Genomic DNA, 22448 nt, shown 5'->3' on the forward strand with positions numbered 1-22448 from the left:
ATCAATGAAGTATGAGAAGAATCATTTCGTCCAATTAAGAGTTATTTCGGGGAAAACTTACGCCGTCCACAATAATGACGTATATCTATTCGATGAAGTTGAAGAAGCGATATGGAAATTAATTGATAGCGATACGACAGAGGAACAAATTGCAACGATTATGTCAAATAAATATCAAGTTCCTTTTGAAGAAGTACACCAAGATGTCCGGGAATACTTAACCGAGCTATTCCATGCCAACATGATTGAAAAGGTAAACTAATATGCTTATCCCTATTTTGTGAAGAAGATGTCCTGAGAAAAAGAAATGAATCAAATTTTTTTATGGTAGGCATAATGAATAATTTTGTTATGAATGGAGGTGAATGCAATGTACAAGAAGCCGAAACTGAAAAAGGTTGCCTCGCCGGCCGCATCTCAAAAAGCGTAAACTCGAATAAATAAGCAGCAGATTTTTCGAAGGACACCTTCTTCCTTAAGTAGAGATAAGAAAGAACTGGTTGGGGATCGATATGATACAGCAATTGGCGTATTGTCTAATTATTTATTTTTCGGTGTTTTACTGCAGCCAGTTAATACGAAAATATATACGAAATTTTCGCGGCGCTTCGTTTGTTAGAATGGTCTTGTTTTTCGTCCCCTATATCTTGCCCCTCTTTGTATTTAATGTGGTGGATTCTATAACTGCCGTAACGGAAAAGGGGACAGTTTTGATTGGCCTTCTTCTGGCCATAGTTCCCTCGATCATAGCCTTAATCGTTCAATTTAAAAGTTTCAAAGTGTTTTTAAGCAAAGACATATATTATTTAATAAATCCTATTTCTCTGGAACAATTTTTATTGATTGAAGCTTCCTTGCTTGGAAGCGTGATCGCCGAGGAACTATTTTATAGGAATTTGATTCCCGATGTGCTGAATTTATGGAAAGAATCGTATGTCGCAATCATTGCTTCATTGTTGTTTACACTTTCTCATTTTTTGCAAAAGGACACGCGCGAGACGTGTACTTTATCCACTTATTTCATTTTATTTCTTCTTGGACTAAGCTGGATTTCCAGTATTTTGTATACCGGTAACATTATTTTTCCCATGCTCGGCCATTTGATCTATAACTTACCGAATATTATTATCGCCGTTTTTAAATTTTATTTGCCTTCCAGACTTAAGTAAAGCGGTTAAGAAGGAATGAGAGAACCAATGAAGTTTTTCAGTCTCGACATTAATGTGAAGATCAGATTGATTGAAAGATTTCTAACACAAATTGTAGCGAATGCGATTCAGCCCTTTATGGTCATTTATTTTTCGTATACGCTAGGGGCCAAGCTCGCAGGTGTTCTGCTTGCCATTAACGTTATTCTGTCTTTTATATCCGGATTTTACGGAGGTTATTGGTCCGACCGATTCGGCAGAAAAAGGATCATGATTCTAAGCGAGATTGTGCGATTTTTCGCAGTGTTTACCATGTTTCTGGAAAGTACGGCCTTATTCGATTCGGCTATGGTCGTGTATTTCGCCATGGCCATAAATTCTATTGCTTCGGGAATATCAGGGCCGGCAGGCGAGGCCTTAATCGTAGATTCAAGCAGCTCCGAAGAAAGAAAATACATATATACGATCGACTATTGGTTATGGAATCTTTCGCTTCTGGCGGGAAGTGTAATTGGGGGGTTCTTCTTTAAAGAATACAAACATATCCTAATGCTTTGCTTGACCTTAGTTTCCATCATATCCATCATTCTTTTGGTGTTTTTTATTAAGGAAACAATTGGAAAAACGGAATTGCAGCCTGTAGAACTAAAAAAACGGTTCTGGCCGCAATTCCTTCTTAACTATAAGACGGTAAGCATGGATCGGATATTTCTCGTTTTTCTCATCGCTTCTCTGCTGGATTTATCGGTACAAACGCAAACCAGTAATTTTATAGCAGTACGTTTGGTAAATGAAATCAGCGAACAGAAGCTGTTTAGTTGGGGAAATTGCAACTTTTTAGTCGACGGATATAATTTATTCGGAATGCTGAATACCTTAAATGCTGTAATTGTTACTGTTTTTGCAGCCTTGATTTCATATCTGACGGGCAAGATAGGGCCCAAATACGCGATAGTTGCCGGTATGCTAATATATACGACGGGGTATTCGATCATCAGTTACGAAACAAGACCGTGGATTTTGTTCGCCATGATGGCCGTCGTTTCCTTAGGAGAATTAATCTATGTCCCGCATAAACAAGCCTTAATGGCCGATATTATTCCAAACGATAAGCGGGGGTCGTATATGGCTATGAACGCTGTCACCACGCGTGGGGCGGTCATGTTGGGCAGCCTGGCGGTAACGCTTGGAGCCGTTGTTCCCAAATATGTGGTCTCCTTGGAGATATTTATAATCGGTATGGCAAGCATTTGGTTCTTTTTTAAGCTGTTATCGACTATCTTTCCGGCAGAAATCTCCAAATCGAAAGAGGCGGACGCAAATATCGATTTATAGAACCAGGCATTTCCGAATCTTTTATGAATCACCCCATTCTAATATGGTGTGCTGTGCCGTTGACTGGTTGAGCGGGATATTTTGTTAGCAAATATGCCTGGAAAGGTTGATGTAAAACTCTTTGATATTTGCGGCTTTGTCGAACTCTAATTCGTGCTTTCCCGCCCTTGTGGTCACATTGATTTTATTAGTCAGGGAAAGGGTTCCAGTTACTTATGATTTTCAACTGGACAACCTATTTTATGAAGAGAAAAATCGTTCGTATAGCGTTATTGATTTCGATGATGCTGTTTATAGTTGGTATGCTCACGACATTATAACGGCTCTTGATGATTTTCTTGGCGATGATATGAACTTGGATAATCCTCAAGTGAAATCGTTTCTAAAGGGTTACAGTTCGGTAGTTCCGCTGGGCGATGAGGACATTAACCAGTTTACGTATTTTCAAAGGTTCATGAAGTTATATAGGTTTGCAAAATTGTTGAGATGAATTGAGACGGGGATTTCGAGAGCAACGCGGGTCGGACTTTTGGCGCTGAAGCGAGAACCCGAAAATTAAGAAAGGAATCGGCTTATGATTACCATTTATGATTGGTTTGGCTATGAAATGCCGATAAAGGAACGTTATCAGTTAATAAAAGAAGCTGGATTTGATGGCGTTTTATTATGGTGGAGTGAAGACTTTGGCCGGAACGATTACCTTAACGGACCGCAAATTGCGCAGGAAGCGGGTCTTTTTATAGAGAATATCCATACGCCAATCCAAAACCAAAACAACCTCTGGCTTGACAATCTGGACGGTGAAGCCTTAACCGATTGTTATTTGCAATGTCTTGCAGATTGCGCCGAATTTGAGATTCCGACAATGGTGGTGCACCTGCCCGATGAAGATAATCCACATAACGCATTGGGATTGAATAGAATCTTGAGAATCACTGAAAAAGCTGAACAGCTTGGTGTCAATGTTGCGCTGGAGAATTTACGGAACCTTACCAATTTGGCATATGTGCTGGAGCAAGTAGATTCCCTGTGTATCGGATTCTGTTATGACTGCGGACATCACTACCGCTACTATCCGGGCAATGATTTATTATCCACGTACGGTTCCAGGTTAATGGCACTACATTTACATGATAATAATGGAAGTTATGCCCAACACGGGTTACCCTTTGATGGCACGATTGATTGGTCAATAACCATGAAAAAAATTGCGGAAACGAATTATTCAGGAGCGACTGCAATAGAGGTCATGAATTGGGATTATGAGGATTTATCGGCTAAAGACTTTTTACATAAAGCGTTTGAACGTGCAAAAAGGTTGGAAGCATTAAAACACTAACTAGTTGTATGAGGGTATGAAACTAATACAATAAAGAATCTGATCTATAAAAACGATAGATTTTCCGCCAAGACCCCATCATGCCTAAGCGTCATCCTTTTTGTACATTCAAGGCATATCGAGACGGTTTGTTCCTTAATTTATGAAGGTTTTTAGCAGGTGTATGGGATAATAGGGGACGAAATGGGGACGCGAGCTAAATTCGCGTCCCCATTTTAATATGTTTTAATAAAATTTTGTTCGTTTGAAGCTAACAGAACAGAGCAATATCTAGTTTATATGGTGTTGCAGCATATCATTACCTTGTCAGTTCCATGAGAGCATCCTTATTCTCATTAATGATTTCATACATTTGCAGTTCTAATTTTGCTCATTTTTGGATTTAAAGAAGTTCAATGGAATCAATAATTTCTAGCATTTTGTCCTCTGGTAGTGTTAAAAAGTCATTTATTATTTTTTCCTCTCAGACTCATTTCTACATCTCTAAGTTCATATTATTCAGCAAAAGCGAAGCAAAATTAACAGCACAGGTGTTTCGTCTGAATCTAGGACTGTTTTGCTTAAAGTTAGTACTAATTGATAGACATGGAAAATATAACTCCATCTTGCATGGTATAATATACCTATAATACTGAAGTATAATAAAACATAATTACGCAGAGATGAAAAAACTCTTTGCTGAAAGGATAGATATATTATGGCAAAGGAAAATGCTTTTCTTGATGATAACCAAGGGCTTAGTGAGGATGTAGCGGACTCTTTTGACTTTGATGAGTTGGAAGAGAAACTCCAAAGCCAATTAGAAGAAGAGCTTGCTGATTTGGAATTTTTGGCAGACGAAAAGGAGAAAATAGGAAACCCGGACAACCTTGGAAATGTCATTATGGATGTTGTTTGGGAGCAGTTTATGAATCAAATTGCTGTCACCGCTGGGGAGGATTTTATTAAAGAGAATAATGGCCTCAAACTTGATTTACGAGATGAAGCTCATATTCAAACAACAGAAAATTTTGCGAATGGAAACATTGCAACACATAATACAAAAATTTACTATCAAGAGCGATATGATAGTTGGCAAAGTAATTTTCAGAAGGATCCTAACACAGAGCATAAGACTAGCAATTTTAGATACAATGAAGACCAACAAGTGTGGGAAAAACATGATACAAGAATCGACTCGTGGAAAAAGGTGTTAAATAAAGGATCACGTGATGATTTTGATAAAAGGCGCCCGACTGGAAAAGATACAAATAATACCAATATGGATCACACTGTTTCGGCAGCAGAAATTATTCGAGATCCCGCTGCTAATGCACATATGACAAGAGAAGAACAGGTTGCTTTTGCAAATAGCGAGAAAAACCTTAACCTAATGGATTCTGCAGCAAACCAGTCTAAGGGCGATTCGACTACGTCGGAATGGCTAGACAGCGAAAGAGATGGAAAAAAAGCAGCAGAACGATTTAATGTAGATGAGGAAGCTCTGCGTAAAAAAGACAAAGAGGCTCGTGAAGAATACGAAAAGCAGAAAAAAGAAGCTGAGAAGAAATCTATCGAGGCAGGGAAACAGTCTCAAAAGGAAGAAGCATTTCGTATTGGCGGTAAAGCACTTAGAGCGGTGCTCATGCAGTTGCTTGCTGATTTGGTTAAAGAAATTATCGCTAAGTTAGTTAAGTGGTTTAAGTCTGCTAAAAAGGGCCTAGATACCCTTCTAGATAGCTTAAAAGAAGCTATTCATTCCTTCATCAGTAAAATGAAAACACACTTGATTAATGCAGGAAATACTGTGTCTAGTACTGTTGCAACAGCGATTTTAGGTCCTATTTTTGGAACCATAAAAAAAGTATGGATGTTGTTAAAGCAAGGTTGGAAATCGCTTAAAGACGCTGTCAATTATATAAAGAGCCCTGAGAACAAAGGTAAACCTATTAGTCGTCTCCTTCTCGAAACAGGTAAAATAATTATTGCAGGATTAACTGGAGCTGGAGCATTAGTGCTTGGCGAAGCTATCGAAAAAGGGCTGATGACAATTCCTATATTTGCCATAAAAATACCTTTGATTGGTAGCCTTGCAAATATTATAGGTATTTTTCTAGGTGCTGTAGTTGCTGGGATTATAGGTGCTATTGCGATAAATCTTATTGAAAAAAGAATTGAAAAAAGCCAGAAAGCAGATGTTGTTAAAGCTCAAGTCGAGAAGAGCAACGAGGTTCTAAATCTTCAGCACCAAGTCCGTATTGTAAGTGAGGTAAACCTTGAACATACCAAGGCAAATGCAGCGAAGGAGATAAAAGATCGTCATGTTGCTGCAGCAAATATGATGAGTGAATCTCTAAAAAATATCGCTGCAAATTGCGAGGATGATGAATCTATACAGAACACATTTGACGATATCGATAATCTATTTGACGAACTAAGTGAGGAATAAAGATGAATGAATTAGTTATAAAAACCCACAATTTCGAACTAGCAAAAAGAGGGTTGAAAGAATTTTCGCAAAAGAAGACAGATGAGTTAAAGATTGATACTGTTAGAACAGACGGAGGATTTCTGGGTCTTGGTGATCATAAGGTTACAGGATCCGAATTAAATAGTAGACTCAGTACTATTCAACAGCATTTAATCGATTTAAATACTACGAATAATAGAACCATCAAAGAGTTTGGTCAGGTATATAGTGCATTAGAAGCGTTGGATAAAGACTACATTCAAGCTATTTTGATATCTATCAAAGCTACTGAAAAAACCAGTGAACGTATTCAAGCAACGCAAGAGCAAATAAAAAAGATTGTTGATGATCAGAAGAAAACACTTGAGGTCCTAAAAAAGTTTAAGCAAAAACTGGATGGTTACGCCCATCTTGAAGACATAGATAAAATTTGGAGTGATTTCCAGGAATGGCATAGTGAAATTACTACATTATCAAATTTAATTAGTAGTACGATGGCCATCAGCAAAGCAAATGCACAAAAAGCGGAAGATATAGAAACAGTATTAAAGGCTACGGAAACGAAATTAAATGATCTATCAAATCAGTTAAATCAACAGATTGTAAAACTTGAAGCCATCATCGCTTTTATTAGTGAGTTAGAGAAAATTGTCCACTTACAAGATATCGACGAAATGTGGGATTCTTTATCAAATGCGCATACTTCTTTGACGAATATCAGCAATGAGTTGAGTTCCTTTAAGGATACCGCATCTAAACAACAATCTGACATAGAAACACTTCTATCCTTTATGGAAAATCTGTCTAGTTGTGAGCATTTGAACGATATAGATGATATTTGGAATTCCAGCGAGATGCATTCTAGCCAATTGTCTGAATTGGAAAAGCAGAGCGATGAAATAAAGAGCATTGTTCAATCGATTAAGGAAAACACTGATGCTTCAATCGCAAGTGTTGTTGAAAAGAATGATACAGCTGTCCAGATGTTAACTAAAAAAATCAAATATGCGTATCTACTTGCAGGTGGATCATTTGGGCTTGCAATTATTGAGTTGATTGTGATTCTTTTGAAGGTGGTATGATGGATAAATACAAGAGCGTGTTAATAAATAATGCATCAAAATTAGATGCTATTACAGATGCCTGTGGTGAGATTACAAAGCTTGCATCTTCTATAATTGAGGATAACAGTAGGGCGGCTACGGTTTCACTTCTTAAAAAAATATCAGACGTAGTAGATAATCCTAAATACCAGATTGAAGTAAAGCGTGTAGCCCAGTTGTTAAACTCAAATTTAATTGAATACTATGGCTATACAACATTGCAAAGCATTTGCAAACCAGATACAGTGATAGCGGAGGATACAAGAACTTTGCAAGAACTGTTGGGCGAGCTAAACGCCCTTGTTGGTTTGGAGACAGTTAAAGCTAAGGTTAATGATTTAATTGCTTATCAAAAAGTTCAAAAGCTACGTAGAGAGAATAATCTTCACTCCTCAAAAAACACTTTGCATTTAGCCTTCACAGGAAATCCGGGAACGGGAAAAACAACGGTTGCGAGAATTGTTGGTAGAATCTACAAACAGATAGGGTTGCTATCAAAAGGACATTTTATTGAAGTGTCTAGAACAGATCTTATAGCAGGATATCAGGGCCAAACAGCACTTAAAGTTAAGAAAGTAATAGAACGTGCAAAAGGCGGAGTATTATTTATTGACGAGGCTTATAGTATTACTGAAAATGATCACAGTGATTCTTATGGAAGAGAGTGCCTGACGGAACTCACTAAAGCATTAGAAGATTATAGAGATGATTTAGTTGTTATTGTTGCTGGTTATACAGAACCAATGAATAAGTTTTTTGAATCGAATCCGGGGTTAAAATCAAGATTTAATACATTCATTGAATTTGAAAATTATCAGGCTGAAGAACTAGAAGAAATCTTGATAAGTATGTGTGAAAAGAACGACTATCGATTAAGTGAGGAAGTTAGGAAAAGTGTAAAAGCCTTTTTTGAAAACGAGATAAGTAAAAAAAATGAGAACTTTGCAAATGGTCGTTTGGCGCGTAATTTATACGATGATTTAGTTATGAATCACGCTAGAAGAGTAATAAACATAGCTAATGTGTCGAAAAACGATTTGTCTGTAATTACAGCTAGTGATTTTGAAGTTTTGAGCTAGGGAAGTAGCAAAGCGTCATGGAAGCTTGAAGTAAGTTATCGATTAATTCTATCTGCATCTGGCCTAATCGAGACCAAAGTAAAAAAAACAGAAAGTATTCGGCGCCTTGGGCACGACATTCCTTTGTGTCATTTTGTTCCTGATCATCGTCGGAATCGCCCAGGCTTTTGCAAAATAAAAAACCTTGTACACATCTTGATAAAACTGTATTGTCTTAAATCCAAAGACGATGCAGTTTTTTTATTTTGTAATAGGAACGAGCAAATAAAAAAGTTATATCGAATGGGATTTACCATCGAACATTTATCTCGAGAATTTGGATTGGCATATAAAACAGTTCGAAAAATTATATAAAAAGTGTAAAAAAAAGGGGGGGCGTGGTTAATTCTACGCCCACCTAAACCTTGGTGTAGAATGATTATAGATAAAGTCGGAATACTTTTGTACGGATTTAGCATATACAATACTCCTTAAAGGGAGAATAAAATTATGTCTATAAAATTTAGAAATTATACAAAACAAGCAGGTATTACAGAGGATTATCATCGAGTTAGGTTTTTTTTAGTTGGACTGGGATATTCTGAGTTTACATATGCAAGATGGGATTGGATGGCAACACATGGTTATCTTGATAAGCCTTCGGTTGATAAGATTGGCATATAGGAGGTTGATAATAATATTGCTGTCAACTGGGAGAAGCATTTTGTCTAACTTTGCCGGAGTACACATTACTGAAAAACGAAATGTTAATGTATTCAGCGGAAAAAACTTTCAGGGAATCAGGATTTTGGAATTGTCATAAAGGGGCACAGATTATGAATTACAAGATAGCGCTGCCCAGCTAGGTTGCAAAAATATTTTCACAGGTCTATGGAGCGTGAAGAAATGGATAAGCAAAATAAATAAATTGTTGATTTTTTTGAATTGGAGATGAAGAATGTATGACTGTACAACAGGTTATTGATCAAATAAATAAAGAACTTAGTGGAGTTAAGGGCATCGTGGGCGTAGTATTAGGAGGTTCGCGAGCAAGAGGAACTAATCATGCTACTTCTGACATTGATATTGGGATTTATTATGATGAAGCGGCAGGCTTTGATGTCAGTGAAGTTGGTAAGATCGCTACAAAATTGGATGATGAACATCGGGGAAATATCATCACATCTTTAGGAGAATGGGGTCCATGGGTAAATGGCGGGGGATGGCTCATTGTTCAAGGATATCATGTGGATTTTTTATTCCGTGATGTAAAACGTGTATCACAGGTTATGGATGACTGTTTGATGGGAAAGGTTTCTCCCAATTATCAGACTGGACACCCCCATGCTTATATTAATGTTATGTATTTGGGTGAAATCTCAATTTGTAAAGTATTATCTGACCCCACCAATCAAATAGCCGAACTAAAAGCTAGAACCATGCCGTATCCAAAACCATTAAAAGATGCAGTGATTGGATATTTTATGTTTGAATCATCCTTTTCCTTAATGTTTGCTGAGAAAAATTTAGATAAGGATGACATTTCGTACGTTGCAGGCCATGCCTTCCGCTCTATTTCATGTCTAAATCAAGTGATATTTGCATTAAATGGGGAATACTGTATCAATGAGAAAAAGGCAGTTCGGATGATTGAAGGTTTTAATACAAAACCTAATGATTATAAGAAAAAGATAGATCAAATTATTAATTTGATTTCCTCAAATCAAGACAGTACAAAGGAAGGTATTGAAATACTTCAAGAACTCATTTCAGAAACAGAAAGATTATTAAATATATAGTTATTCATAAGAGATAATTCAACATAAAAGAAGACGCCCGGATTCGTTCGGCCGAGCGTCTTTTTGTCTTGTACCGTAGATATTCATCGTCGTCGTATTTCCATGCCCGAGCCGTTCCGGTATGATCTTCGCATGAACGTCTGGTTAATGAGCAATGTAGCCGATGTATGCCGTTGCCGTTGACTGGTTGAGCGGGATATTTTGTTAGCAAATATGCCTGGAAAGGTTGATGTAAAACTCTTTGATATTTGCGGCTTTGTCGATAGTTGGCGATAAGGCATTGGGTACCATGATGGATATAAACTGAAGATGAGTAATATAAATATACAAAGTCCGCGAAGTTCGCGGACTTTTGTGCGCTTGGCCGCGCGCAGACCCGTTTTAGCTTTCAGTAGCAGAACTGCCTTCGTCTTGTGTATCTTCTTTCTGTGATATTTTCATCGGTTTAATAAAGAATGACAATACTAAAGCAAAGAATGCCAAAACGGTGGAGAACGTAAAGGCAACTGAGACCCCATGAATCATTGGATTGGGAAGTTTTTGCTGAACGGCAGCCGCTGTATTGTTCGTCATAACCGTAACCAGCAAGGCTGCTCCAACAGAAGCGGCCATTTGCGTCAACGTGTTACTCATTGCGGTTCCATGTGGAATCAAATGGTCAGGCAGTTGGTTTAATCCGGCCGTCATGACTGGCATCATCATAAGAGATATTCCGAACATTCGTATGGCGTAAATCACCATCATATAGATGTATGGCGTTGAAGCGGTCATGTTACTGAACAAGAACGTCATACCTACTAAGATAACCGAACCAATAAGAGCCAACGGTCGTGCTCCAACCTTATCAAAGATCCTCCCGGTAATCGGCGACATTATCCCCATCACAATCGCACCAGGTAACAACAGCAAACCCGATTCAAGCGGTGTAAAGCCTCTTGCCGTTTGTATATAAAGCGGAAGAAAGAGCTCTACGCCGATCATCGTCACCATAACAACCATACCGATAAATAAGGTCAATGAGAAGGTCCAGTTTTTTAACACCCTGAACTCAAGCATCGGTTTTTCAACAGCCAGCTGCCGCCAAATAAACAAACCAATTGCGACCGTACCGGTAATCAAAGCAATGACCACTTCTGAACTGTTCCAGGCATGATTACCTGCGCTGCTGAAGCCGTACAACAATCCTCCAAATCCAAGGGATGACAAAATAATGGACATGATATCAATTTTTGGACGGGTCACTTTCGTAACATTTTCAAGCATAAACGAAGCAAAAATGATGATAAGTACAGCAATTGGGAAAATCATATAAAAGAGGGCTCGCCATGAAAAGTTACCAACAACCCAACCGGAAAGTGTCGGTCCAATCGCAGGAGCAAAAGCCATTACCAGTCCCACCATACCCATTGCTGACCCACGTTGCTTAACAGGAAAAATCATTAAAAAGATCGTTTGCATTAACGGGAGCATGAGCCCGTCACTTACCGCCTGTAGAATCCTCCCGAATAATAAAACAGGAAAGTTTGGTGCAATAGCAGCCATCAATGTCCCGGACGCAAACAGGCACATGGCAGTAATAAACAGTCTTCTTGTCGAAAATTTTTCTATTAGAAAAGCAGAAACCGGAATCAACACCCCGGTGACAAGCATGAACCCGGTCGTTAACCACTGAGCTGTATTGGCGGAAATGGATAGATCCTTCATGATTTGTGGCAAAGCGGTATTGAGCAGCGTCTGATTTAACATGGTAACAAAAGCACCTGCAAGCATAACTACCACAAGTACATTCCGCTTAAACGTTGGAAGAGACTGTTCTTTCCCCATGTTGGTTTCCTCCTATTATCTTCTTGTATTGTGTTAAGGGTGCCAAAAAAATAAGCATTCAATATACTTTGAGTATATATTTAAACTCGAGGTTTACTTGATCCATATTATACTTGAATGACCAAAAAATCAATCACTAAATATACTCGGAGTATACATTTAAACATATAGTATGTGGTGTATAATGTTAGCAGAAAGGATGATAATGATGCAGGTGAAAAAATCCGATATATTAATTACGGCTCTTCGTCTTTTTATTGAACAAGGTTATCATGCCACATCAATCCAGGACATTCTTGACAAAACCAATATTTCAAGAGGAACTTTTTATAAACACTTTCAAACCAAAGGAGAACTATTCAGGGATGTACTTGTGTATTCCGAAGAAAAAATGTATGTGGATCGTGATCAACTTTTAGTCGGACAGGATGAAACGAACAAAGATATCTTTATTCGTCAGTTAGAAGTTATGATGAACTATCGCATAGAAAAAAAAGTAGATGCATTGCTTATGGATGCTTTAGTTTCCAACGATAATGAAATTATTGCTTTCTTAAAACAGATCAGGCAACAATGGGCATATTGGTTCTTCACAAGGATGAAGCAGATTTACCCAGAATATCGAGATTATATTGCTGATGCTACAATTTTTTTAACGGGGATTCTGCATAATGCCAACGAAATAAATAATGTTCAAATCCAACCAAAACCTATGATTGAAATTTGCAATTATTGTTTTAGTCTAGTAGATGAAGTACTTTCATTACTCAAACATAAGCGACTACGGCTATTTAATATTGAAGATTTTGAACAGTCTTTACTTAGTATAGGACAAGTAGATTTCCCTTATAATGACCTCATGTTAAGTACTGGGAATTTAAAAAAATTAATTGAGAAACTTCCTGCGAATAACGATAATAGGCAGCACGCCCTTGATTTGTTACAATTTGTGCAGAATGAAGCAATGTCTGAAAATCCGCGGAAAGCCGTAATCTCAAGTTGTTTGAAATCTTTAATGAATATAAAAAGTATTATGAATACTGATGAATTGGTAATTTATATGAATACATTAAAAAAGCTAGGGTTCTATCCTGTGGACCTGAATCCGTGATGAAATAGAGTCCGTTTTCCCAGTACGGAGACTTAGCCCCTGCTGGCATTGTGCTGGCAGGGGCTTTTTTTGTTTAATGCAATTTGGTGATTGCTACGAATATAAGTCGAGTACAAAGAATGAAGGTACGATTATTTTAACGAGGAGTGGCCCTGATCTCTGCAACGGGATGATTTCCTTGATTGACCTTCATACTGATTCCTCCATTATTCTATATTTTTCAGGATTTGTTCCGTCATTTCCAAGGTGCTCAACGTGGAGTATTCTTCCATCATGGACAGCTTCATACAACCAACGGCCAAGCAAAGCAGGTGGTGTCGGAATTATATCACGAAGATAGAATTCCCCCGGATTCAGCTGTTCGTTAATTTTGTCGTTAGGGTTTAGTTTTTCGATTTTCTCTTTCATTTCCTTGAAAAGGGTTGCATACGTATTTTTGCCATTTAACGCCCTTGATTTACAAAATTCAGCAACATTCGGATAACCCTCGGCAATTGCCTGCGCTTTTAAGTCTGCATGTTCATCGTCCGTAATGGTGAACTGTATACGATAACCCAATCCAAGAAATCAACAGAAAATGTATCCGGGCCAATGATCGAGGAGGCTTCCCCCCCTTATCTTGAAAATGTTGGGTAAGTATGCTTCACTCCAGGGTTTATGATATACTCGTTTAAATGTAGACCATTAACACTTACAGACGTTTGATATAGAGAGGTTTTTGATATGACAGAAAATTTTTGGCGTAATTTACCGCGGCCTTTTTTTATACTGGCGCCCATGGAGGATGTGACGGATGTTGTTTTTCGCCATGTCGTCAGTGCAGCGGCCAGACCGGATGTGTTTTTTACGGAGTTTGCGAATACGGAAAGCTATTGTCACCCGGAGGGGAACCAAAGTGTGCGCGGGCGTTTGACGTTTACTGAGGATGAGCAGCCCATGGTAGCGCATATTTGGGGAGATAAGCCGGAATATTTTCGTCAAATGAGCATCGGTATGGCGAAGGAAGGTTTCAAGGGCATCGATATTAATATGGGGTGTCCTGTGGCGAATGTAGCGGAGAACGGGAAGGGCAGCGGCCTGATCTGCCGTCCGGAAACCGCAGCGGAACTTATCCAGGCCGCCAAAGCCGGGGGACTGCCCGTCAGCGTAAAAACAAGACTTGGTTTTAGTAGCGTCGACGAATGGCGCGGCTGGTTAACCCATATTTTGCAGCAAGACATTGTGAATCTGTCCATTCATCTGCGGACAAGAGAAGAAATGAGCAAGGTAGCCGCGCATTGGGAGCTCATCCCGGAGATTAAGAAGCTTCGTGATGAGGTGGCTCCGGATACCCTTCTGACCATTAACGGGGATATCCCTGACCGCCAGACCGGCCTCAAGCTGGCTGAGCAGTACGGGGTGGATGGGATTATGATTGGGCGCGGTATTTTTCATAATCCGTTTGCCTTTGAGAAGGAGCCGAGGGAACACAGCAGCGAAGAATTGCTTGATTTACTGCGGTTGCATCTGGATCTCCATGATCACTATTCAGCACTGGGGCCGCCGCGTTCCTTCAGCCCTCTCCCCCGCTTCTTTAAGATATATGTCCGCGGATTTCGAGGGGCGAGCGAATTAAGAAACAGCTTAATGAACGCAAGGTCCACAAGTGAAGTGCGCGCGCTGCTCGATGAGTTTAGAAACAAGGAGCATGCCGGAGCGGAGGAACGTGGGGATTAAGTAATTCCTAACGAACGTGAGGAGAATAGAAACAGACTTCAAGAGCATGAGGATCGGATGGATGGAGAGGGGCAAACCCGGAGCCAGCAAGCCTTTCCTCTGTTTTTATATGGAGGGGGAATTTACATGTCCTGGAGCAAATTGAAGCAGCAGCTGGAGAGCTTTCTCAGTCCTGCGTTACAGGGAAGGGTGGAATACCGCGCACCGGGTTATCGTTATTTACCGGATAAATCAGGGATTTGTTATATCTCGGTTGATAAGAAGAACATCCTTAATATGAGTGATAAGACGAACTTCATCAGATGGTACCAAACGGAGCTGGAAATCAAGAATGATCCTGAAATTCAAATTCCGATCACCAGTGACGACATTGAGGCGGTCAGAAAAGATACCAAAGGACCCGTGCCGGAGGATCGCTTAATAGTCATTGCTCGAAGCAGAAAAAGCTCTGAACATGCAAAAGAGCTTTTGTCCGCTCAGGCTTCATTAAGTAAATCCAATTTTATCGTTGTGGCTAATAAGTTCTTATCTACGTCTGTAGAGGATAGCATGGAGAGCCATGAAATCCTATTGAATATTCTAGCTTTGGTGGACAGAAGAGTTGGGAAAAAGCGGATTTTAAACATGTCCGATCAGATGAAGTTAAAGCATCCCATTGTGCAGTATTTTTATGAACTACGGCGTAAAACATTATGAGTAGGCTACTCCCTGTTTTTTTTATATATACATAATTTAAACTATAATAAAGTTGTGGTATAAAGAGCTGAGGTAGAATGGAGCAAATGCGTAATTTTTGAAATACGTATGAGGGAGGATCTAACATGACAAAGAGTAATAGAACCAACAACGCAAAGGCGCTGTCACCAGAACAGCGTGAAGAGCTGCTCGGAACATTGAAATCCCGATTCGAGAAAAACATGAGCCGTCATAATGGCCTTGAATGGGCTAATGTTCAACTAAAGCTCGAAGCTAATGTTGAAAAACTGTGGTCGCTCAATGAAATGGAGAGAACTGGCGGCGAACCGGATGTTGTTGGTCATGATAAAGAGACGGACGAATATATTTTTTATGATTGTTCAGCGGAAAGTCCTAAAGGTCGCAGAAGTGTTTGTTACGACCGTGAAGCGCTGGAGTCAAGAAAAGAACATAAACCGGAGAATAACGCCATTGATATGGCTGCTGCCATGGGCATTGAGCTTTTAACGGAAGAACAATACCGGGAGATGCAGGAACTTGGAAAGTTTGATACGAAAACATCGAGCTGGGTGAAAACACCCGCTAATATTAGAAAACTCGGCGGGGCCATCTTTTGTGACCGTCGCTACGAGACTGTCTTTGTGTACCACAATGGAGCGGAATCCTACTATGCTGCCAGGGGGTTCCGCGGCTCGTTAAGGGTCTGAATTTTAGAGGGAAGCCGGATTCAGGCGGGGGAGCCATATTCATAGACAAAACAACTTCATAGGAGATGTCTCATAAATCATGTTAAAGAAAGAAGTCGCGTATATTCGCAAGCAATTTAAGCTGGATCACGAAAAGCTGCACATTTTCGATATTCTTAATGTGTATATTATGAAGGAAACCAATGAAATCTATCATTACGAGCGTCAACCGTTCGAACTGCTGGACAGGGAGAAGCAGGAACTGCATATGGGCAATTTCAAAAAGCTGCTGGCCGGGGAATTGGATCAAAAGCTGTTTGAGTTAAAGCTTCATGAGGACGCGGAGACGCCTACGCGGGTACTTCTTCATCAAGGTCTGGTGACCGGCGACCCCGAAGAATGGCAAGATCTGATGCTCCTGCTGGTAGAGAAAATGCTGGCGGATACCCAATATGAACGGGATACGGTGATTACTTTCGTTCGCGGGCAATATTTCAAGCCGACCAAGGCCAGGAATGAAGAAGCCGAGGAGAGCGAAAACGACGAAATGTTCGCCAATCCGTTCATTCTGTGCAGCATAAATTCTACGGAACAACAGAAGAAAACGCTTATGTTCGATTATGTCGAGCGGGAATTCAAGTATAACGTCATCGTAGATCCGATCATTAAGTTAAGTTCGCCGGAGCAAGGCTTTTTCTACCCCAGCGTGACGGATGGCTATTCCGATGTGAATCGTATTCTTTATTCCTCGGGCAGAGCGCATGAGCCGAATCAGCATTTCATCGAGGAAGTCTTGAATGCGGAGAAGAGCGTGACTGCGTTAGAAGAGAGGGCCATTTTTGAGGAGATCGTGAAAGAAGTAACGGGAGATCAGCTCGATGCCTCGACGATCGCGAACGTATACGAGGAAATTCATCAAGTCATCGAAACCCACGAGGAGGAAGAACCGCCGAAGCTGGATTATAAAGATGTGGAACGCATGCTGACGGTGAGCGGCGTGGAGAACGTGACGACGGAAAAGGTGGAACGGGCGTTTCAAACGATCGTTGACGATAAAAACTATGAAATCAAAGCGAGCAGCGTTATTCCGAAGTTCACTTCGAAATCGATTAAGATCGATACGAAGATAGCCACGATCTCGATCAGTCCTCAAGATTTAAAGTACGTGAGACAGGTGAATTATCAAGGGAAACGCTGCATCTTGATCGAGGTTGACGAAGACGCCGTGATTGAAGGATTTACGCTCAGTACGGAGACGTTGTAGATCGATTTTAAAGATGAACTTAGATAAATAAGAAAAAGTTTAGGTTCAACCTAATCATCAGTGCTTGACAGTCAAGCCGGCAACAGACCGTGTGGTTTGGAGCGAGACTCGTTATCCAGAGGCTTTGCACGATTATCCCGTTTGATCGGGTGACTTGGCTTCCTGAACCAGGGGGATAATCGTGCAAAGCGGTTTGAAGAGACAACACCCCCTATCACCGTCATCATTTATTTTGTTAAGCACTGATTTTGGTCTTGAGCCAAAGTTTATTTAAAATAAATTTAATATGAAATCAAGGGGCTAAGTTTTAGGTTGACTCTATGACCTGTAGACTTAGCCTCTTTCCAGTCTAATCAAAAATTTCAAGAAAGTAGAACTTATGTCCTATTGGGATTATTTTCATATTTATGTATTATTAGAATTGTAATAAGTTTAAGCGCTTTTAATTATGGAATGAACTTGAAGTATTTGTGAAAACAAAGGGGGGGAATAGTGCTGAAAAATATCGAAAATGAGCAACACGGGAAAATATCAGAAGAAAAATACAAGGAGGTTTGAAAATGACTAATAGAAAGTTTTCTTTTAAAGCCACATCACTTTTGGTAGTTTTAGCAGTATTCTTATCCACCTTTTGCGCAGTCTTACCGGTGAGCGCAGCCGCTAGAGGAGCATGGGCTCCAAATACTGCATATGCAGTAAATGATACAGTAACATATAGTGGAAGTACTTATACCTGTCGTCAGGCACATACTTCCCTCGTTGGTTGGGAACCACCCATTGTTCCTGCTTTATGGGAGAAAGGCGGCAGCGGAACGACACCACCAACGACACCACCAACGACACCACCAACAAATCCTTCAGTAACAAAGCCATCCGAAGTTCCAAGCCACATATGGACATATGCAGTGAATGCGGACAATAAATTCGGTAAAGGCGGAGATTTTGCTTTATTGCTGAGTGCTGTGATCAAAAAGGAAAGCAGTTTTGGAGCAGGTTTACCAGGCAGTCCATCAGCCGGCGACGGATTGATGCAGGTAGAACCAAACACACGTAATGCTTATTTATCGCAATTCAGCTCAAAATTTGGCCGCGCTTATAATCACAGCAGTGAACAAGATCAGGTTTATTTGGGCGCCCTGATTTTAAATGAAAAGATTGTTAAATTCGGCAACATATATAACGGCTTATTACACTATAACGGAGGAGATTACTGGTATCCGGGAGCTACAGATTCTTATGGCCGTCCTATTCTGGCCAATCAATACGCAGATGCGGTTTACGCTACTTATAAGGGCTATGGCGGTAAGAACTAAGGCATTATTTATCCATTAGATGTAAAACTATCAATATCGAATAGTTTAAAAAGATAAAGTAAAATCGGGCTGAAAAATTGCGTTTTTCAGCTCGATTTTTTAGTGTTTTTATAGATAACATTCAGTATCCATCCAATTTAGAATGCTTTTCCGCCTATCAGGGCAGCCTGTCAAATTTGTTTTCCTGGGCATCGATTAACGCCAGCTTGTAATTGAGCTTTTCCAGCGTTTTTATCAGTCGTGTTATTTGTTCCTCCACTCTGCTTTTTTGGTTGGCCAGCATCGTTTTTCTTAAAGGAAGTGTCCGGTCCCCGCTCTTGTACAGCTCAACATATTGTTTTATTTCCGCCAAAGGCAAACCTGCTGAACGAAGCGCTTGTACCATCTCTACACAATCGACGTAGTGGTCGTTGAATTTACGCACCCCGTTAGCATCCCGGTCAACCGCCGGCAATACGCCTTCCTTCTCATAAAAACGCAACGTATACGGGTTAATGCCCGTTTTTTTCACCACTTCCTTCATCGTATAAGCCATAAGCGTTCGTCACCGCCTTTGAGTGTTAGAGTTACTCTCGTTTATTTTACAATCTGAACTTGCTATTAGTCTATCATCCCCTTGTCCATAAGGGATCGAGTTTTGGATTTGACTTAGAGCGGCTTCAACCCGGTAAGCTAAGGTAGAAATAACAAAAATGATGAAGAGGGGGATCTTCAATGACCAAAACGGTATTGATTACCGGGAGCTCGACCGGACTAGGGAATACGGCAGCGAAGAAGTTTGCCAATGAAGGATGGAACGTGGTTGCGACGATGCGCAAGCCGGACCGGCGCTTGGCGGAGGAAAATCCCGACCGGATTTTCGTAACCGAACTTGATGTGACTAAGCCCGCCACCATCGAGGCGGCGATTGCGGCAGGGATCGCCAGGTTCGGCCGGATCGACGCCGTCGTGAACAACGCCGGAGTCAGCATCCTATCGATCTTTGAAGCAACACCGATGAATGTGATCCGCGGGATTTTTGAGACCAATGTCTTTGGTGTCATGAACGTCATCCAGGCGATTACCCCTTATTTTCGCGAGCAAGGGGGCGGAACCATCGTCTATGTCACTTCGAACGTGGGTTTTGTATCCAATCCGCTTCTGACGGTCTATGTGGCCACCAAGCATGCCGTCGAGGGGCTGTCGGAATCGCTGTCGTACGAGCTGGAATCGCAAAATATCTCCGTCAAACTTGTGGAACCCGGAGCTATGCGAACCACGAATTTCGCGTCGAACACCATGGCCGCCGCTAAAGACGTATCCATTCCACAAGCGTACAAGTCTTATTTTGATCATATGATGAACTCCATGATGAACTATCCGTTTGATAATGCGGATGAGAACCAGGTTGCGGATCAGGTTTACGCCGCTGCGTGCGATCCGTCGAACCGGCTGCGTTATCTCGCGGGTCCGGACGCGGAAGAAACGGCTAAACTGAGATGGTCCCAGTCGGAAGAAAAATACATGGCAACCATGCGGGATATGCTGGGACAAACGGCGTGGCGAAACAGCCAGGGGTGACATTCAATGAAAATGGAAGAAAGAGTACATCCGGAACTTAAAAATATGTTTTCCCTTTTACCGGAAGCCGTTTACACCAGGGAGAATTTAGCGGCCAAAAGGCAAGAGATGCAAGAGTTTGCTGCCGGTACGGCAGCCTCGCTGCCTGTTAATGACGCAGTTCTGACCTCGGAAAGATATGTTCCGGGCGCGGCGGGGGATCCGGATGTCCGGATCAAAATTTACGAACCGAAAGTGAAGAATGGACCGCTTCCGGGCGTTCTGTATATTCACGGCGGCGGCTATATCCTCGGTTCTGCCGATATGATGGACCCCGTCTTGCAGCATCTGGTATCGGAAATCGAATGCGTCATCGTTTCCGTGGATTATCGGCTGGCTCCGGAGCATCCTTTTCCGGCTCCGCTTGAAGATTGCTACGCCGCACTCCAATGGTTCTCCGAAAATGCTGAAGAACTGGGGAGCGATTCATCCAGAATTGCGGTTGTGGGCCCCAGTGCCGGCGGCGGATTGACGGCTGCCGTTTCCCTTTTGGCAAGAGATCGAAACGGCCCTTCGATCCTGTTCCAAATGCCTCTTTATCCGATGCTTGACGATCGAATCATAACCAAGTCCAGCAATGAAATCACGGATGACAGAGTGTGGAGCAAAGCCAAAACCCAATTGGCATGGGAAATGTATCTAGGGGAACAAGGTGAAGCATCCCCCTATGCCGCACCGGCACGCGCAGCCGATTTGTCGGGACTTCCGCCTACGTACACTTGTGTCGGTGACCTGGATCCGTTTCGCGATGAAACCATCGACTATGTGCTAAGGCTTACGCAGGCCGGTGTACCAACGGAATTTCATTTGTATCCCGGATGTTTTCACGGCTGCGAAGAATACTTTCCTTCTGCCGAGATCAGCCAGAGGATGATACAAGAATATCACGCGGCTTTAAAGCGTGCCCTATACAATTGATTGGTTATCCGGAAAGGGAGAATAATTCATAAAGTGTAGATATCATAGTGTCGTATCGTCCAGCCGTCCTTTAATAGGGCGGCTTTTCGCATTATGGAGACGCTGCCGGACCTGTTATGACCTCGCTTCTTCGGCGGTTTCTATGCATTTATGTAAAAAATAGGGGGGTAACATCTTTAATTTGTGAAGTGAAATGTATGCGCTTACCTTCTATAATTTTCTAATAAAGGAGGTGGAAGTAAGATGTTCTCGGCATACGACACAGGATAAGCGGTGTACCGTAAAGAGAAGCAACCGGCAAGAAGTAGGGTAGAGGTTAAAGTAGCGCTAAAAAATATTTGAGGAGGTAAATGCATGTTTAAGTTTAACAAGAAAATGTTGACGGTATTTACGGCAGCTTTAATGAGTTTTAGCTTGTTGGCGGCAACCTCAAATGCGGCGACAGACTATTGGCAATATTGGACCGATGGCGGCGGGACAGTCAACGCGGTCAATGGGTCCGGCGGCAATTACAGTGTCACATGGCAAAATACCGGGAATTTTGTTGTCGGTAAAGGCTGGACTACCGGATCGCCATCCAGAACAGTAAACTACAATGCCGGTGTCTGGGCGCCGTCCGGCAATGCGTATTTGACGCTTTACGGGTGGACGAGAAACTCGCTCATCGAATATTACGTCGTGGATAGCTGGGGTACTTACAGACCTACCGGAACGTATAAAGGCACCGTGAACAGCGATGGGGGCACCTATGACATATATACGACGATGCGCTACAACGCACCTTCCATTGACGGTATACAAACATTCCAGCAGTTCTGGAGCGTGCGGCAGTCAAAGAGACCAACCGGGAGCAACGTCTCTATCAATTTTGGCAACCACGTAAATGCATGGAGAAATGCAGGAATGAATCTGGGAAGCAGCTGGTCTTATCAGGTATTGGCGACGGAGGGTTATCAAAGCAGCGGGAGCTCCAACGTAACGGTGTGGTAAGCGGTTAATCAGTGGTATTGTCTAAGGCCGGACGGTCTCGCGGCCGACGGCCTTAACTATTTCAGCAAAAGGTACTTATTTACATACTATAGGACGGCCT

The 22448-nt window shown here is 41.3% G+C and carries 22 protein-coding genes; 19 read left to right on the forward strand and 3 right to left on the reverse strand.

What is annotated here, in order from left to right; all coding sequences use genetic code 11:
- Positions 1–4 precede the first annotated feature (4 nt).
- From NYE74_RS29310 to NYE74_RS29350, 10 genes are all read left to right on the forward strand, one after another.
- Entirely contained in the window at positions 5–262 is a 258-nt protein-coding gene (locus NYE74_RS29310; RefSeq protein ID WP_124331882.1) for a PqqD family protein, read from the forward strand.
- Between the two features lie 358 nt (positions 263–620).
- Positions 621–1169 (forward strand): CPBP family intramembrane glutamic endopeptidase, encoded by a 549-nt coding sequence (locus NYE74_RS33440; protein WP_227872736.1) that lies wholly within the window; start codon positions 621–623, stop codon positions 1167–1169.
- A 15-nt stretch (positions 1170–1184) separates the two neighbouring features.
- A complete protein-coding gene (locus NYE74_RS29315) occupies positions 1185–2483 on the forward strand; it encodes an MFS transporter (RefSeq protein ID WP_082207927.1) in 1299 nt (432 codons plus the stop codon).
- A 169-nt stretch (positions 2484–2652) separates the two neighbouring features.
- Positions 2653–2973, forward strand: coding sequence for a phosphotransferase (locus tag NYE74_RS29320; protein ID WP_227872735.1), 321 nt, complete (start codon positions 2653–2655; stop codon positions 2971–2973).
- Between the two features lie 84 nt (positions 2974–3057).
- Positions 3058–3822: a sugar phosphate isomerase/epimerase family protein gene (locus NYE74_RS29325; RefSeq protein WP_036625749.1), complete on the forward strand. Its 765-nt coding sequence runs from the start codon at positions 3058–3060 to the stop codon at positions 3820–3822.
- A 697-nt stretch (positions 3823–4519) separates the two neighbouring features.
- A complete protein-coding gene (locus tag NYE74_RS29330; protein WP_124331881.1) occupies positions 4520–6250 on the forward strand; it encodes an AI-2E family transporter in 1731 nt (576 codons plus the stop codon).
- 2 nt (positions 6251–6252) lie between these two features.
- Positions 6253–7353, forward strand: a complete 1101-nt coding sequence (locus tag NYE74_RS29335) for a hypothetical protein (RefSeq protein ID WP_036625747.1) — start codon at positions 6253–6255, stop codon at positions 7351–7353.
- Positions 7353–8453, forward strand: a complete 1101-nt coding sequence (locus NYE74_RS29340; protein WP_036625745.1) for an AAA family ATPase — start codon at positions 7353–7355, stop codon at positions 8451–8453. Before NYE74_RS29335 ends, NYE74_RS29340 begins: the two co-directional genes overlap by 1 nt.
- 489 nt (positions 8454–8942) lie before the next feature.
- Positions 8943–9116 carry a hypothetical protein gene (locus NYE74_RS29345; protein ID WP_155620770.1) on the forward strand — a complete coding sequence of 58 codons (174 nt, stop codon included), beginning with the start codon at positions 8943–8945 and terminating at the stop codon, positions 9114–9116.
- A gap of 278 nt (positions 9117–9394) precedes the next feature.
- Positions 9395–10231 carry a nucleotidyltransferase domain-containing protein gene (locus NYE74_RS29350; RefSeq protein ID WP_036625744.1) on the forward strand — a complete coding sequence of 279 codons (837 nt, stop codon included), beginning with the start codon at positions 9395–9397 and terminating at the stop codon, positions 10229–10231.
- A gap of 381 nt (positions 10232–10612) precedes the next feature.
- Here NYE74_RS29350 and NYE74_RS29355 read toward each other — a convergent pair whose 3' ends face one another.
- Entirely contained in the window at positions 10613–12055 is a 1443-nt protein-coding gene (locus tag NYE74_RS29355; RefSeq protein ID WP_124331880.1) for a DHA2 family efflux MFS transporter permease subunit, read from the reverse strand.
- Between the two features lie 208 nt (positions 12056–12263).
- Here NYE74_RS29355 and NYE74_RS29360 point away from each other — a divergent pair, with 208 nt between their 5' ends.
- Positions 12264–13166 (forward strand): TetR/AcrR family transcriptional regulator, encoded by a 903-nt coding sequence (locus NYE74_RS29360; RefSeq protein ID WP_036625741.1) that lies wholly within the window; start codon positions 12264–12266, stop codon positions 13164–13166.
- A gap of 189 nt (positions 13167–13355) precedes the next feature.
- Here the strand turns inward: NYE74_RS29360 and NYE74_RS29365 are convergent, their stop codons facing one another.
- Entirely contained in the window at positions 13356–13724 is a 369-nt protein-coding gene (locus NYE74_RS29365; RefSeq protein ID WP_036625739.1) for a hypothetical protein, read from the reverse strand.
- Between the two features lie 165 nt (positions 13725–13889).
- Here NYE74_RS29365 and NYE74_RS29370 point away from each other — a divergent pair, with 165 nt between their 5' ends.
- The 5 genes from NYE74_RS29370 (at position 13890) to NYE74_RS29390 (ending at position 18841) form a co-directional block, all read left to right on the forward strand.
- Complete coding sequence (locus tag NYE74_RS29370; protein WP_036625737.1) at positions 13890–14882, forward strand: tRNA dihydrouridine synthase; 993 nt, start codon at positions 13890–13892, stop codon at positions 14880–14882.
- Positions 14883–15008: 126 nt separating this feature from the next.
- The gene (locus tag NYE74_RS29375) at positions 15009–15578 is read left to right on the forward strand and encodes an SF0329 family protein (protein ID WP_036628759.1); all 570 of its coding nucleotides are present in this window, start codon (positions 15009–15011) and stop codon (positions 15576–15578) included.
- A gap of 125 nt (positions 15579–15703) precedes the next feature.
- Positions 15704–16285, forward strand: coding sequence for a DUF4256 domain-containing protein (locus tag NYE74_RS29380; protein ID WP_036625736.1), 582 nt, complete (start codon positions 15704–15706; stop codon positions 16283–16285).
- A 79-nt stretch (positions 16286–16364) separates the two neighbouring features.
- A complete protein-coding gene (locus NYE74_RS29385; RefSeq protein ID WP_036625734.1) occupies positions 16365–17528 on the forward strand; it encodes a DUF4317 domain-containing protein in 1164 nt (387 codons plus the stop codon).
- 560 nt (positions 17529–18088) lie between these two features.
- A complete protein-coding gene (locus NYE74_RS29390; protein WP_036625732.1) occupies positions 18089–18841 on the forward strand; it encodes a carbohydrate-binding protein in 753 nt (250 codons plus the stop codon).
- Between the two features lie 157 nt (positions 18842–18998).
- Here NYE74_RS29390 and NYE74_RS29395 read toward each other — a convergent pair whose 3' ends face one another.
- Positions 18999–19376: a MerR family transcriptional regulator gene (locus NYE74_RS29395; protein WP_036625730.1), complete on the reverse strand. Its 378-nt coding sequence runs from the start codon at positions 19374–19376 to the stop codon at positions 18999–19001.
- A 179-nt stretch (positions 19377–19555) separates the two neighbouring features.
- Between NYE74_RS29395 and NYE74_RS29400 the strand changes: the two genes are divergently transcribed.
- From NYE74_RS29400 to NYE74_RS29410, 3 genes are all read left to right on the forward strand, one after another.
- Positions 19556–20401: an SDR family oxidoreductase gene (locus NYE74_RS29400; RefSeq protein WP_341005416.1), complete on the forward strand. Its 846-nt coding sequence runs from the start codon at positions 19556–19558 to the stop codon at positions 20399–20401.
- Between the two features lie 6 nt (positions 20402–20407).
- Positions 20408–21358 carry an alpha/beta hydrolase gene (locus NYE74_RS29405; protein ID WP_341005417.1) on the forward strand — a complete coding sequence of 317 codons (951 nt, stop codon included), beginning with the start codon at positions 20408–20410 and terminating at the stop codon, positions 21356–21358.
- 354 nt (positions 21359–21712) lie between these two features.
- On the forward strand, positions 21713–22348 hold the full coding sequence (locus NYE74_RS29410) for a glycoside hydrolase family 11 protein (RefSeq protein WP_341005418.1): 636 nt from the start codon (positions 21713–21715) through the stop codon (positions 22346–22348).
- Positions 22349–22448 lie beyond the last annotated feature (100 nt).

The organism is Paenibacillus sp. FSL P4-0127 (assembly GCF_038007325.1).
GTDB classification, from domain to species: Bacteria; Bacillota; Bacilli; order Paenibacillales; family Paenibacillaceae; genus Fontibacillus; species Fontibacillus macerans.